The organism is Pseudoalteromonas carrageenovora IAM 12662 (assembly GCF_900239935.1).
Classification (GTDB): Bacteria; Pseudomonadota; Gammaproteobacteria; order Enterobacterales; family Alteromonadaceae; genus Pseudoalteromonas; species Pseudoalteromonas carrageenovora.
Map to the genome: position 1 here is coordinate 3537784 of NZ_LT965928.1, position 14754 is coordinate 3552537.

At 40.3% G+C, this 14754-nt stretch carries 12 protein-coding genes; 9 read left to right on the top strand and 3 right to left on the bottom strand.

All coding sequences use genetic code 11. The annotated features are described in order from the left end of the window. Positions 1-96: 96 nt before the first annotated feature. Genes ALFOR1_RS16045 through ALFOR1_RS16055 form a run of 3 tightly spaced genes read right to left on the bottom strand, consistent with a single transcriptional unit; the run spans position 97 to position 3048 of the window. Positions 97-1644, bottom strand: a complete 1548-nt coding sequence (locus ALFOR1_RS16045) for a PH domain-containing protein (RefSeq protein WP_104643552.1) — start codon at positions 1642-1644, stop codon at positions 97-99. Further along, the gene (locus ALFOR1_RS16050; protein ID WP_104643553.1) at positions 1637-2170 is read right to left on the bottom strand and encodes a PH domain-containing protein; all 534 of its coding nucleotides are present in this window, start codon (positions 2168-2170) and stop codon (positions 1637-1639) included. Before ALFOR1_RS16050 ends, ALFOR1_RS16045 begins: the two co-directional genes overlap by 8 nt. A 23-nt stretch (positions 2171-2193) precedes the next feature. Continuing rightward, positions 2194-3048 (bottom strand): D-hexose-6-phosphate mutarotase, encoded by an 855-nt coding sequence (locus ALFOR1_RS16055; RefSeq protein ID WP_104643554.1) that lies wholly within the window; start codon positions 3046-3048, stop codon positions 2194-2196. Between the two features lie 426 nt (positions 3049-3474). Here ALFOR1_RS16055 and ALFOR1_RS16060 point away from each other — a divergent pair, with 426 nt between their 5' ends. From ALFOR1_RS16060 to ALFOR1_RS16100, 9 genes are all read left to right on the top strand, one after another. Next, on the top strand, positions 3475-3957 hold the full coding sequence (locus ALFOR1_RS16060) for a MarR family winged helix-turn-helix transcriptional regulator (protein WP_058547750.1): 483 nt from the start codon (positions 3475-3477) through the stop codon (positions 3955-3957). Between the two features lie 100 nt (positions 3958-4057). After that, positions 4058-5380, top strand: a complete 1323-nt coding sequence (locus ALFOR1_RS16065) for a FlxA-like family protein (protein WP_104643555.1) — start codon at positions 4058-4060, stop codon at positions 5378-5380. 129 nt (positions 5381-5509) lie between these two features. Beyond that, positions 5510-5908: a YbaN family protein gene (locus ALFOR1_RS16070; RefSeq protein WP_058547752.1), complete on the top strand. Its 399-nt coding sequence runs from the start codon at positions 5510-5512 to the stop codon at positions 5906-5908. A 123-nt stretch (positions 5909-6031) separates the two neighbouring features. After that, positions 6032-6664 (top strand): PepSY-associated TM helix domain-containing protein, encoded by a 633-nt coding sequence (locus tag ALFOR1_RS16075; RefSeq protein ID WP_104643556.1) that lies wholly within the window; start codon positions 6032-6034, stop codon positions 6662-6664. Beyond that, positions 6664-7173 (top strand): DUF2271 domain-containing protein, encoded by a 510-nt coding sequence (locus ALFOR1_RS16080; RefSeq protein ID WP_058547754.1) that lies wholly within the window; start codon positions 6664-6666, stop codon positions 7171-7173. Before ALFOR1_RS16075 ends, ALFOR1_RS16080 begins: the two co-directional genes overlap by 1 nt. Positions 7174-7229: 56 nt before the next feature. Next, the gene (locus ALFOR1_RS16085; protein ID WP_104643557.1) at positions 7230-8075 is read left to right on the top strand and encodes a DUF4198 domain-containing protein; all 846 of its coding nucleotides are present in this window, start codon (positions 7230-7232) and stop codon (positions 8073-8075) included. 280 nt (positions 8076-8355) lie between these two features. Beyond that, a complete protein-coding gene (locus ALFOR1_RS16090; protein WP_373864948.1) occupies positions 8356-10890 on the top strand; it encodes a TonB-dependent receptor plug domain-containing protein in 2535 nt (844 codons plus the stop codon). A 195-nt stretch (positions 10891-11085) separates the two neighbouring features. After that, a complete protein-coding gene (locus ALFOR1_RS16095) occupies positions 11086-11979 on the top strand; it encodes a DUF4097 family beta strand repeat-containing protein (RefSeq protein ID WP_104643559.1) in 894 nt (297 codons plus the stop codon). A gap of 230 nt (positions 11980-12209) precedes the next feature. Beyond that, entirely contained in the window at positions 12210-14606 is a 2397-nt protein-coding gene (locus tag ALFOR1_RS16100; RefSeq protein ID WP_104643560.1) for a PKD domain-containing protein, read from the top strand. Positions 14607-14754 lie beyond the last annotated feature (148 nt).

Below are 14754 nucleotides of genomic sequence, written 5' to 3' on the forward strand. Positions count from 1 at the left end.
GGGTATTATTAAATGTCTTTCAGGGGCAGTAAGAAAGTGTAATAAAGCATGTGCAAGTGTGTATTTACACATGTTTTATTACTTATATAAGGGAGGTTACATCCAGCTGCGTGTATCTGACTCAATCTGCTTAATTGTAAAATCGATAATAAAGTCAGCATCTTGCTGCTTTATGTAAGGCATAAATACAAAGCCTGAAGCAAGTTGTATATACAGGCTTTTTAAGCCTGATTTGCGCATTAAATATGTACTTACACTGCGAGCGCTTTGCGCTTTATAAAGCTCAAAAATACGATAATGCACGCCAATCATTCCTCTGCGTACAACCATGTAAAATCGACCATTATCATCATGCATGTAATAACCATAACGCTGATACGATAAGGTTACCAAGCCAGAGAACAACACCAAAACACCAAGGCTAATCAAAGTGTTAATATCGGCAATAAAACAAAAACCAAACACTAAAGCACTGGGTAACAGTGAATAAAAGCCTAAATTTTTATACAAAAGCGCTCGCTCTGCGCGCTTAAAGACGAGTTTTTTACTGTTAAACCACGGGTAAATCCATTGGCATACGCTATCTACTTGCTCGCTATTTAATACTGGCAACACTAAGGTTTGTTTATTTTTTTTAGCAGCTACTCCTGCCACAATGCCGCCGCTACTTGCTTGCAAGCACTCAACAGTAAATCGCTTTAGTAACCGCCCCATTAGGTTTTGCTTTATAACAATAGATTGCACCTTATCCATGCTCATAGAAAGCTGATGGCGCTCTAACAAGCCAGCAATACGTTTAAATTTTTGGCCCTTAAAATAAAGCTCAAAGTTATAAAAACGAATAAGCGACATAGTCACAGAGAGCAAAACGGCCATTAAAACAAGCATTACAATAAGGGTAACCATCGCGAAGGTTGCTGCGTTTGCTAACATACCAAGCTCTTGCTGATAAAACCCCTCAACCTTAGATATTATTTTTTTCTCTAAAAAATCAACCAGTACATTAATAAATGGTGCAAGTGCAGCAATTGCTAAAATAGCCATGTTCGACATTAAACCAAACTTGGCTATTTCCTTATTGCTAATACGCAGGCTATTTTCAGCTAAGTCCGCTTCGCTTTGCTCTACGTGTTCGTCGTCGGTTTGCTGCTGCGCCTTAAATGCAAAAATTTGCTTACGGATTTGCTCTGCATAGCTTTTAGTGACCCCAGGTAACACTGCTTCTTGAGCAACGCTACCTGCGGCATCAAAAATACAGTTAACTAAATTCACCGGGGTAAAATAAAAAGGCTCGGCAATATTAACGTTTTGTACACGGCCAAATTTAAGCGTAAGTCGCTCTTTTTTAAATACCCCTTTATTTAGCAGTATTTCGTGATCGTCACTAATACAAAACTTAAAGTTTAAATAATATAAAAATGAGTAAACAAGCAGTGTAATAAGTGCCGCACCACCGGCTACTTGCGCCCAAAACAATTTGTTTTCTACCTGAGTTACAAACACCACAAGCATAGGCAGCAAGTTTAAAAGGCCGTCTTTTACAAAACGAACACTAAAATACACCACAAAATATAATAGTGCCCAAGGCGATACCTTTTGCCAGTGCAGAGAGCTCTTTTGCTCCTCGCTAATTGTGTTACTCATTAACACTCTCGGTTTGAGGATTTGTTTCATCTTGACGGTAGTTTTGCACAAATTGGCGCATATTTTTACAATCACTATGCGTTAAGCCACCTATTTGTAAATCGACACTTACGCCTCCAGCGCTAAATAATTTTAAACTAGCAAGGTCAAGCTTTCGCTCTATAGGCCCTTGATGAATTTCCATGTGCTGCACACGCGCTAACGGCAAAATAGTCACTTGCTGCCATATAACCCCTTTTTTAAAAGCTATGTCATGTTCCCGAACAGCAAAACCTTGCAGCCTTACATTAACTATGTTGTACAACATAGATACTGCGACCAAAATTGGCATTCCAATTAATAAATACGTTTGCGTATTGCTAGCAAACGTTTCGTTAAAATAACAAAGAGCTATCAGCACCCCAATTAGCGGAATGTAAAACGCAAGCCAATTAAGTTGCTTATGTAGCAAAGCCCTATCAGCTAAGGGCTTAAAGTTAATGGCGCTATGCGCTGGTAAATCCATTATTTGTTGATTGTTAAACACAGTCGCTTCCTATCGAATTCAGATTAATCAGCCCAGCTAATGGTCGTTACTAATGTATGACTTTGTTTTGGCTCAAGTGTTACTTCATCTGCTAGTACATTCGCAGCTTCTAGGCAGAGCATTGTTAAATACTCATCATCGGCAAAATTAGATAAGCGTTTTGATTTTTCTATCCACGGGTTCCACAGCACACACGAGCTTGAGTTTTCTCGGCTCACATTAATAACACCTTCTGGGGTGTGTATATTTTGAGAGCTACCCGCCTCGGTGTAAACCATGTCGGTTTCGCGCGCAAACTTAACTTGCTCACCTTGAGCAAAAGGTCCTTCGCCAAACTCAATATATTGCGAGCCTTGCAGGCCATCAACAAACGTACTTTTAATATCTGAGGTAGGGAAGTAGGTATGCAGCGCTTGAGTATAACTAAACGCAGCATTACTTAAATTAGTTGTAGTTAAACGCACTTGCAGTTTATCTGTTAAAACAAACTCAACGATTAACGCCGATTGGTGCGGCCAGTACTCGGTATTTACCAATTTCATTGGTAACTTTAAGCTAATAGTAATTTGCTCGTCACTTTCGTGCACTTCGTCGGCTTGCCATAAACTCGTACGAGCAATGCCATGAGCAGGCCAACCATCATTTTTATGTGTACCAAACCAAGGCCAACAAATAGGAATACCGCCACGAATGCTAGCACCTTCTTGGTATGTTTCGTTTTTAGACACCCAAATAAGTGGTTTTTTATTTTTAGGGATAAACTCGGTAATTTGCCCACCTTGCAAAAATATCTTTGCATCACACTTTGAGCCAGCTACTTTAATAAATTCAAGGCCTGTATTGCTTTGTTCAATGCTAACCGATGGCGATAATTTCATATTGCTCCCTATAATGCTGATACTAAAGATTTTTACATGTACATATAAACAATAATGCATACTTAAAGTATACGCTATACGTATTAAATACGGGTTGCTGAATTTGTTCATTGCCGATTAATACATACACAGTTAACTTACAAACAATTACTTTGTACTAACAGCTGTGAATGAATAATACTAAAGTCTATGTAATAAGACTTGCCAATTATTCACAACATACGTAGTGTGCGCAACTTAATGCACACAAGATGCTAAGAATATTTAATAAAATTTAAACAACATAGTTGTACATTAGTTACTGCTCTAACTATTAAAAACCAATAAAAGCAGCCTAAAGTGCAATTTATTATTTGAATTCAATTTATTTGATGTGTAACATTTCGCGATTACGGCATACCACCGCCCCATCGACGAGATAAGCAAATGCAAAGATATGACGAGTTATTGGTTTCTTTACGTAAAGTAATCCGCGCGATTGATTTACATTCTAAGCAACTAAATAAAACTTCAGGTTTAACTGGGCCACAATTGCTTATAATGCAAGAAGTTTCCCAAACCGATGGAATTACGGCGAGCCGTATTGCTCAAAATGTAAATTTAAGTCCAGCAACGGTCACCAATATTCTCGACAGAATAGAAAGCAGAAACTTAGTAACACGCGTACGCAGTCAAATGGATAAACGCCGTGTGAGCTTATACCTCACCGAGCAAGGAAAAGAGTTACTTGAAAAAGCACCTCAGCCACTGCAAGAACACTTTATTGAAAAGTTTTCTGCGTTAGCTGAGTGGGAACAGAGCCTTTTACTCTCATCAATGCAGCGAGTTGCCGCTATGATGGATGCAGATAAATTAGATGCATCGCCCCTTCTTGAAGTTGGTGCACTTACTCAAGCTCCAAAAGAATAAACAATAAAAAAAATACTATAATTTAGTTCTTACTCTAAACGTAAGGCGTTTTTCGACGCCTTGAATTTTTTATTTTTTAATCAAAATTTGAGCGGCTATCATGACTAAACTCTCAAAATTAACACTAGCACTAATCTTAGGTGGTGTTACAAGCACCTCTTATGCAGCAGAAGATCTAGACTCACTACAAAATCAACTTAAACTGCTTAAGCAACAAATGCAGCAGCTAGAAAACAAATTAGCTGACGAAAAAACCAAGCAGCAAAAAATTAATGAGCAACACAAGCAAGAAGTTGCAAAAATTAGTAAAAAAGCAGATCAAAAAGAGGTTGTAGTAGCAGCCGCTGAGTCTAAAACAAAAGACGAAGGCATTAAAATTGGTGGCGCAGTACGTTTTAACTACAGCACTAATTCATACGATGAAGACACACAAGATCGCAGTGGCGATTTAGATTTTGAAGTATTTCGCATCAACTTATCAGGCGAAATAAGCGATATTTCTGTAAATGGTGATTTTCGTTTTTACGACTACATGACAGTGGTGAAATACGCCTACTTAGGTTACGAATTCACTGATGGCTGGGAAGCTCAAGCAGGTATTGCACCTGTACCTTTTGGTAACGGCCCTTACAACTCACACAGCTACTTTTTTAGCACTAACTACTATGTTGGCCTAGAAGACGACTTTGATTTAGGTGTAACAGTAAACCGTAAACTTAAAGACAACTGGAAGCTAGACCTAGGCTTTTTCAAAAATGATGAAGTGGGCGGCGTTGATGGCAGCTCTGAAGTAAACGAGCGTTACTCTTTCGATATTGTTGGTAGCCGTGCAACAACCGAAGGCACATACGATGCCCCAGGTTCTCGCCTTGGTGAATACAATACATTTGCAGCCCGCACAGTGTATCAAATTGAGCATGGCGAAAACGCTAAAACAGATGTGGGTGTATCGCTATTAAGTGGTGGCCTACATGATGGTAACGACAGCGCAGGTAACTACGGCGCATGGGCGTTCCACGTAAACAGCCAAATTAATAACTGGAATATTCAATTTCAGCACGGTGAATACGACTACGACCTAGACGACAACAGCAACCGTTTTGTTGTAGGTGCATTTGATTACTACGATACCGTATCAAGCGAAGCGACCATGACTAACTTTAACGTAGCTTACGACCTATCGGTTGATTTAGGCCCAATAACTGGTGTGCAGTTTTACAACGATTACGGCATCATTTACGACAAATCTGACGACAGTGCAGATACATGGATGAACGTAACCGGAATGAGCGTATCAGCAGGTCCATTATTTACGTACTTTGACTTTATTCAAGCACGTAACCAGCCATTTATTGGTGGTTCAATTATTGGTGAAGGCGATACAGAGCGTCGCTTTAACATTAACGTAGGTTATTACTTCTAAATAAGTAAAACCTATTTTATAAATTTAAAAGGGCAAACTTAGTTTGCCCTTTTTTATATTTTTACGCTTCGATTTTATAACTATTTGGCCTACAATCCAAAGTACCAGCCATTACTAAAAAGAGCCTAAGTGAATATAAAATCAGTATTTATTTGTTATAAAAACTTATGGCTAAAAGCACTTGGGTTAATGTTAGTTGCCCTTGGTATTATTGGTATAGTGCTGCCGGTTATGCCTACCACCATTTTTTTTATTCTTGCGCTTACCTGCTTTACTCGCTCATCGCCCGCACTTGAACACTGGCTACTTAACCACCCCCGCTATGGCGTTACCTTAAAGCAATGGCAAGCTCATAAAGTAGTGCCTGTAAAAGCCAAATGCTACGCCGCTATTGGTATGTTAATTGGCTTTGTGTTTTTACTTTACTCAAGCGCCCCTGTTTGGGTAATTTACCTTGTTGCAGCTATTGAAATATCGGTAATGATCTATCTTATTTTAAGGCCTTCGCACCCGCCAAAAAGTAACTAAAACTTCCTCTTTAGTAAAATACCTCAATGCCAATAACTTTTTAATGTAAAGTTAAGTAAGTAAATTTGTAATAGTTAATGCAAATGATTATCATGTTACAACTTTAACTTAATTACAGTTGTTATGGCGTTTATAAATAAGCGTGCTTTGTATAGCACAAGCCGCGCACTACATATTTACATATCTACCGCTTTGTTTTTTTTACTCATTCTATTTTGCGTTAGCGGCATTGTACTTAACCATGTTGACTGGCTTAAAAACGATAAAAACAACGGCCAAATAACTGCGGCTATTCCAGCAGAATTAGTCACTAAAGCTAATGCGCAACTAGATACCCTGCCAACGCTTTACCCAGAAATAGAAGCCTTTCTTGCCAAACAATACTCTTTAACCAAAGTAAAAAGCATTGAGTGGGAAAAAGAAGACGCACTTGTGATGATTGACTACCCACTGCCAGCGGGTTTTGCCTACGCAGAACTTGATTTTACAACTGGCGAGCTAAACCTAGATTACCAAACCGGAGGCTTTTTAAGCCTTATTGGCGACTTACATAAAGGTCGCTACACCGGTGAAGTATGGAGCTGGGTAATAGATATTTCAGCGGTGTTGATGATTATTTTTGCCATCACCGGAATGATAATTTTATTTCAAAACAGAAAAAAACGTAACCTTGGCGTATTGATAACACTACTCGGCGTAGCCACGCCGTTGGTTATTTATTTATGTTGGGTGCCACAAATTAAAGGAGTGTCTTAATGTTAAAAGTAAGTACTGTAATAAGCGCAGCGTTATTAATGGCTGCCGCTTTATTTCAAACAACGGCGCAGGCACAAACGCCCCAGCTAGAAATTGAATTTACCCAAGCCGATCTTGACGTACAACCGTATCACCGCCCGTACGTAGCAATATGGCTAGAAACCCCAGAGCGTAAACACGTAACAACGCTTGCGCTATGGGTACAAAAAGCCGAATGGTTTAAAGATTTGCGCCAGTGGTGGCGTAAAGCGGGTAAAACCGACATTAATTTTGACGGTATCAGCGGCGCTACAAAACGCGCTGGCACCTACACCATAAAATGGCAGGGTAAAGATTTAGACGGCAATGCCGTAGCGCCAGGTAAATACCTTTTAAATATTGAAGTTGTTCGTGAAGAAGGTGGCCGTGATTACAGCCGCGTTGAGCTTGATTTAACAAAAGCAGGCAAAGTAACAATTGAAGGTAAAAAAGAATTTTCGACAAGTTTTGTCACCGTAAGCACTAAGTAACCCTAAGTTTGTATAAGTAAAATCACTTATTAAATGTATTAAACAAAGGAAATATAATGAAAATTAATTTATTAAAAACCGCATTAATTGGCGCACTTAGCTTATCGGCGCTGGTATCTGCATCAGCTAGCGCACATGGCCGCTGGTTATTACCTTCGCACACGTCGTTATCTGGCGACAAAGCTCACTACGTTATGATTGATGCCAGCATCTCTAACGAAATGTTTGCACCAGATAAAGCCTTTAAGCCAAAAGAAAAAGGCGCAGAGTACGACGACACATTATTAATGGCACTTGCGCCAAGCGGTGAAAAAGTAGCTGAAACCATTCGTGCTTATTACCTAAAGCGTAAAAGCTCAGCAGCGGTAAGTCTAAAAGAAGATGGTACTTATCACATTGCTATGACGCAAAAGCCAATGTATATGACCTTCTATAAAAATGAAGAAGGCAAGCGCAAGCGTGTATTTGGTAAAAAAACAGATGCTAAATTACCAAGCAATGCTAAAGGCGTACGTACAACTAAAGTTATTTCAACTGTAGATACGTTTGTAAGCCGTAACGGTACATCTAAGCCTGCACAACTTGGTTTAGGCCTTGAGCTTAGCGGTACAACTCATCCAAATGACTTATTTGTAGGTGAGCAAGCACGTTTCCAACTTCTACAAGATGGCAAACCTGCGGGCGAAGGCATTGAAGTAAGCATTTTAAAAGGTGACACTCGTTACCGTAACGAGCGTGGCGAAGTAAAAGTAACTACCGATAAAAATGGTATGTTCACAACTACGTGGAAAGAGCCTGGCTTATACCTAATAGAAACGTCTAACGATGTTGAAGTAAACGAAGAAGGCGTAGACGCTGGCCGTTATGCTTTATTTACAACACTTGAAGTAGCGCCTGAATAATTTTTTGCGTAATTTATAAAATAAATAAAGGCCAAGCACTCGCTTGGCCTTTTTACTTTTTAATAACTTTTACTCACACTCCCCTTGAATTCGCAACCATTCGACACAAGATTGCAACGGCAGCGATCTAAACTTCTATACTTAACGTAATCACTGCTCTTACTTATTAACAAGTTTGAATAAGTTAGATAGTTTTCATCTTTGCACTAGGGTAGCCGCTTCTATATTATGCGCTCCTTCGAAAAATCAATAGTCAGCAGCCCTTAAGGGAATCAACATCATGTTAAAGCAATTATCAGCCAAAAAAGTAGCACTTAGTCTGGCCGTTACCTCTGCGCTTAGCGCGTCTTATTCACCAGCATTTGCTGCTGAGCAAGACACTCAAGCTCAAGAAAGTATTGAAGTCATTTCGGTTACCGGTACACGTAGAAGTTTACGTAGTATTGCCGAAAGTACTGTACCTGTAGACATTATTACCAGTGGTGATATGCAAAGTACGGGTCAGCTAGAAATTAGCCAAATACTGGCAAACCAAGTACCTAGCTTTAACTACCCAAGCGCTACAATGGGTGATGGTACCGACCACGCTAAACCTGCTGTTTTACGTGGTTTAGCACCCGATCACACCCTAGTGCTTATTAATGGCAAACGCCGCCATGCAGGCGCGCTATTAAACTTAGCAGGTGTTGTTGGCCGAGGCTCTACCGCTGTTGATTTAAACATGATCCCAACATCAGCTATTAAACGTGTAGAAGTACTACGCGACGGTGCTGCAGCGCAGTATGGCTCAGACGCCATTGCTGGCGTAATTAACATTGTACTTAAAGATGCCTCAGAAGGCGGCAGCGTAAGCGTAACGTACGGCGAGTACGACACGCAAATGGCTGGTGTATCACAACTAGAAAGCACCTACGCAGATGCAAACGGCAATCTGGCATTTAATACTGGTGCCGACCGCGAAGTAAACGACGGTGCAACACGCACAATTAGCGCAAACTCAGGATTTGAGCTTTTAGATAACGGCTTTGTAAACGTATCTATTGAGTACCGCGATAACGACTCTACGCAGCGCTCAGGCTTTGACCCACGCGAGCAATACGACCGCCTAGAAGATGGCAGCCTAGACCCACGCGAATTTACCATCGACCGTTACAACCATCGCTTTGGTAAAGCCGACCTTGAAGACTACGCACTGTTTTATAACATGGGTTACGACTTTGATAACGGCTATAACCTTTACTCATTTGGTAGTTACTCAAAACGCGAAGGTAATTCAGGTGGTTTTTACCGCCGTGCAAAAGACAGCCGCAACGTGTTAGAAGTTTACCCAGACGGCTTTTTACCGCAAATTGAAACCGACGTACAAGATTACTCATTTGCACTAGGTTTAAAAGGCGAAACAGGCGAGTGGACGTGGGATGTAAGTACCAACTACGGCCGTAACGACTTTGGCTTTGGCGTTGTAAATAGCATTAATACATCGCTAGGTGCCGACAGCCCAACCGAATTTGACAACGGCGCACTTGTTTACGATCAGTTTTTAGTTAACGCTACGGCAAATACAGTTCTAGATTTTGGCTTACCAGATGACGTATTTTTTACTGTAGGTACAGAGTACCGCCACGAAAGTTACAAAATAGAGCAAGGCGAAGAAGCATCTTACATTACTGCTCTTGATAGCGACGGTAACCCAATTGCAGCCGGCGGCGCACAAGTATTAGCTGGTTTTGGACCAGAAAGCGTAACCGACGAAAGCCGCCACAACGTAGCCGTGTTTGTTGAGTTTGATACTTACCTAACAGAAAACTGGAACCTTGTTTTAGCAGGTCGCTACGAAGATTACAGCGACTTTGGCGATACGTTTACCTCTAAACTTGCCTCGCGTTACAGCATTAACGAAAACCTATCGCTACGCGGTGCAATTAGCACAGGTTTCCGTGCGCCATCACTTGCTCAAAGCTCGTACCGCCAAATCTCTACCGTACTTGAGAACAACGAACCGTTTGAAGTGGGTTTATTCCCAACCGATTCAGCAGCAGCGCAAGCACTAGGTGCACAGCCGCTTGATGCAGAAGAATCTGTAAACGTAACGGCGGGCTTTATGTACACGCAAGGCAGCTTTAGCCTAACAGTAGATGCCTACCGCATTGATATTGATGACCGTATTGTTTTGTCTGAAAACCTAGAAGGCGATGCCGTAGTAGAAATACTGCAAAATGCTGGTGAGTTAAATACAGAAAGCGTACGTTACTTTACTAACGCAATTGACTCACGCACTCAAGGTGTTGATATTGTTGCTACTTACAACTTAGATTTAAGCGATTTAGGTGACTTACGCTTAAACGTGGCGGCAAACTTTAACGATACCGAGGTAACGCACGTAAACGACAACCCAAGCGAGCTAAACTCACTAGGCGACGACTACGTGGTATTTGCACGCCGTGAAGTAGGCCGCTTTGAAGAAGGCACGCCAGATAGCAAATGGAACTTATCGGCAGTGTGGAACTTTAACGAATGGCAAACAACCCTTCGTGCAACGCGCTACGGTGAAGTGGCAGATATTTCAACCACAGCCGACCGCGATGAGTACATAGATCCTAAATGGATAACCGACCTAGAAGTAGCCTACCGCCCAGACGAATACTGGAAGTTTGCAGTAGGTGCAAACAACTTGTTCGATCAGTACCCACAAGCCACCGTAGATAACATTGGTTACTCTGACTTTGGCCAAATATTCCCGTACACGCCGTATGCACCGTATGGTTTAGATGGGCGCTTTTTATACGGTAATATTACTTACAATTTTAATAATTAACCTAAAAGCAAACACTTAAAAAGGATGCCATGCGCATCCTTTTTTAATTACTTCTTAGTGTATTTAACCACTTATTAGTAAATCCACTTTTCATAAACACATCCTACCTTAATAAAAACAACAACTTATAATTGGTCTCGTTTTTGCTCTATATTGGCTATACAAATACAAACAATAAATACCAAAGGACTAAAAATGAGCTCATCAACTGTATCAGGCATTACAAAACCACTTTCACTTATTGGCGGCATTTTATTATTAAGCGGCTGTGTATTTCATATATCGCCAAGCGTTGCGTCAGTAAAACAAACTAAACAGCTTTCACTGCCAAGCGATAATTTAGAATACTTAAATGTGTTAAGCGGTGCAGGCTTACTTGAAATAAAAGGCTCGCCCAATGCCACCAGCATAAGTGTTGATGCCACAATTTATACAGCCGATATTGACGACGATTACGAGCTAACCCTTGAGCAAAACGGTAAACAGGCAAACCTTGTTGCCCAAAATAAAACCCAAAGTGGTATTAACTTTTATAATGGCCAATCTCCACATATAGATATAATTGTAACCGTGCCAAGCAATCTAAATTTAGATATTGATGATGGCTCTGGCGATATTGTTATAAGCGCCATGCAAAATAACATTAACGTAGAAGACGGCTCTGGCAGCTTATCTATAAACAGTGCTAAAAACCTCACCATTGAAGATGGTTCTGGCGATATAACCCTTGAAAACATTACTGGTAATTTAGAGCTTACCGACGGCTCTGGCAGCGTAAATATTAATAACGTAAACGGCAATGCGGTTGTTGATGATGGTTCGGGCGATATGCGCATTAGTAATGTACGCGGCACATTAACTGTTGAAGACGGCTCTGGCAGCATTGCTATTAATAATATTAATGGCGCAGTAGATGTAGACGACAACTCTGGCGATTTAGTTATCGAACACGTGCAAGCAAGCGTAACCATTGAAGATGGCTCGGGCAATATTCGTGTAAACCACGCTAAAGGACTCACTATTACCGAATCGGGCTCAGGCGATGTAAGTATTGATAATATTAGCGGCCCCGTAAAAGTAGCCGATTAAATTCAATCATCGCGCTCAAATATAGCGAGTGCCCACAATTAATGGGCACTTTTATAACGAATATTTATGTGTATTAGCTTACCTATAAATATAAATCATCTAAAAAACTTCAAATATTGGTCCGCTGTTTCCTAAAATTACGTTCGCTACAGTTATTTAATTTATTATTTTGCTTTATATCTAATTTAGGTACATATTAATATTCAACTTATTAAAAGGATATTAATATTATGAAATGGAAATTATTAATTTTAGCGCCAGCTTTATTGTCATTAGTAGCATGTGGCTCTTCAGGTTCAGACTCTAAGTCAGCTGATAAACCGCTCAGCACCAATACAAAACCTGTTGCCGTTATTAGTACTACGCAATTAGAGTTTAAAGTTAATACGCCTATCGTCTTTAGTGCAGCGCAAAGCAATGATCCCGACGGCGATACTCTTACCTACCAATGGCAGTTAACGAGTGATAATGGTCAAAATAAGATTTCACTAGCTAATAGCAATCAAAGTACAGTTGAATTTTCTGTACCCGATGCACTCGAGTATCAATTAATACTTGTTGTAAGTGATGGCAAGCTTTCAAGCACACCTGTAACGCAGCAAGTAACGGCTACTCCAGGAACTCAATTAATTGCAATGGCGGGAGGCAACCAAACCGTTAAGCAAGGTGATGTAGTAATATTAAATGCCGCACTGAGCAGTACGACAAATGGCGTTATTAATAAGTACCAATGGCAGTTTGTTACTAAGCCTTCAACAAGTAGCGCAACACTTGAAAGTAATACTCAAGTTAAAAGCCAGTTTATCGCTGATGAAGTTGGCGAGTATAAAGTTAAGCTCACTATTACTAATTCACTCGGTGAAACAGCTAGCAATACCGCGGTAATACAAAGCGAAGCCTTGAGCGTAAACTCATCACCACAAGCGCTAATTACGGTAAAAAATAAAGCCGTTACTCCTAATGAGGTTGTTACCCTTAATGGCACTCAAAGCAGTGACCCCGATACAAACGATACTCTTAGTTATGAATGGGCTATCACCTCAAAACCCGCAAATAGCACACCAGAAATTTCTAATAAATTTACCCATACAGCTGGGTTTTCGAGTCCTGATGTTGGCGACTACTTAATATCACTAACGGTAACCGACCAAGGAAATAAAAGTAATACAGCGACAGTTACTTTAACAGTAGCAACCTCTAATAAAGCACCTGTCGCCATACTAGCTGCACAAGCTAATATTACTTTAAATGAACCTACAACGCTTGAATGCCAGCAATGTAGCGACCCCGACGGCGATACATTAGCATATAACTGGCAACTGCAAGCTAGGCCACAAAACAGCAATACAGTACTTTTAAATAGCACAACAGCTAACCCCATTATTGAAGCCGATACCGAAGGTGATTATGTAGTAATGCTTGTAGTATCTGACGGTCAACTAAGTTCAGAACAAGCAACAAGTGTTTTGCATGCCACTGAGAACCAAAAGCCAATTACTCAGGTTAACTATCCGTTGTCAGTAACAATAGATCAGCAGGTAACTCTTGACGCATCAGGTAGTTACGATCCTGAGGGTAAAGCGCTCAGCTACTTGTGGGAAATACTTTCATCACCCGTTCAAGTAACACTTAGCGATACTACAATAGCCAAGCCTGTATTTAGTGCATCAGCGCAAGGGCAAGTAGTTATCTCTTTAAAAACCAACGATGGCGAGCAATTCTCTGATACAAAAACACTCACTATTGATGTTATACAAAATGCCCCGCCAGTAATTAACTTTACAGGCGAACAATCTCGTTACAGTGAAGTAGGTACCAGCGTTCAATTTGACCTAAGCGAGAGTTATGATCCAGAAGGCACAGAGTTGAGTTTTTCATGGGCTATATCAGCACCAACGGGCTCAAGTGTTAGCTTAAGCAATACAAATCAAAGTACCACCAGCCTTATTCCCGACGTAATTGGCAGCTACACACTCACCGTTATAGCAACTGACGCAGACAGTTTTACACAAAGCATGCAGTTTTTTGTAACCGCAACCGACTCAGCACAGCTAACGGGAAGTATCGAAGGCCAAATTACTAATGTACAAAAAAATGCTGTAAGCAATGTCAAACTTAATATTAATGGGGTGCAATACACAACCAATGCTAGCGGCTTTTTTGACGAAAACATTAACTTAGCACAAGGCGAAAAAATCACTATCACCACTGCAGACGAAAGACTTGCAGCAGGAGAATATAACTCAGTAGCCATTACGCAAAACAACTTTAGTGTGAATATAGGTCAAAATAGTTTGCCAGTATTTCAAGCTGTTGAGGTATCGGTATTTGTGTGTGCAGATTTTACAGGCCCCGACACCATAAATTTACGCTTTAATATGGTAGATACCCTTCTAGCCTCGGATAACTTTGTGTTTAGTTATGACGAAACCAAACCACTTACCTTACAAAAAAGTGGAGATACTTACTTCGATAGCGAATTAAATATTAACTTACCTGCGACGGCCGAGTTTGAAGTAACAGTTAATGAAACTAACGTCGAAAATACAACAAGTTCAAACATAACTATTTATCACTCAGAATCAGATCAACCAAGCTTAGCAATTATAAGTATTTGTAATATTTAACCTGCACTACATCACTGTAATAAAGCATTATATTTAACGCTGTAGCCATAACGCACTATGTTGTGGCTACAGATAAATAATGTATTTTCAGCCACATGACCCATTGTATTTTTAAAGTCACTAAGCCATGCTAAAAGCCTTGATACTA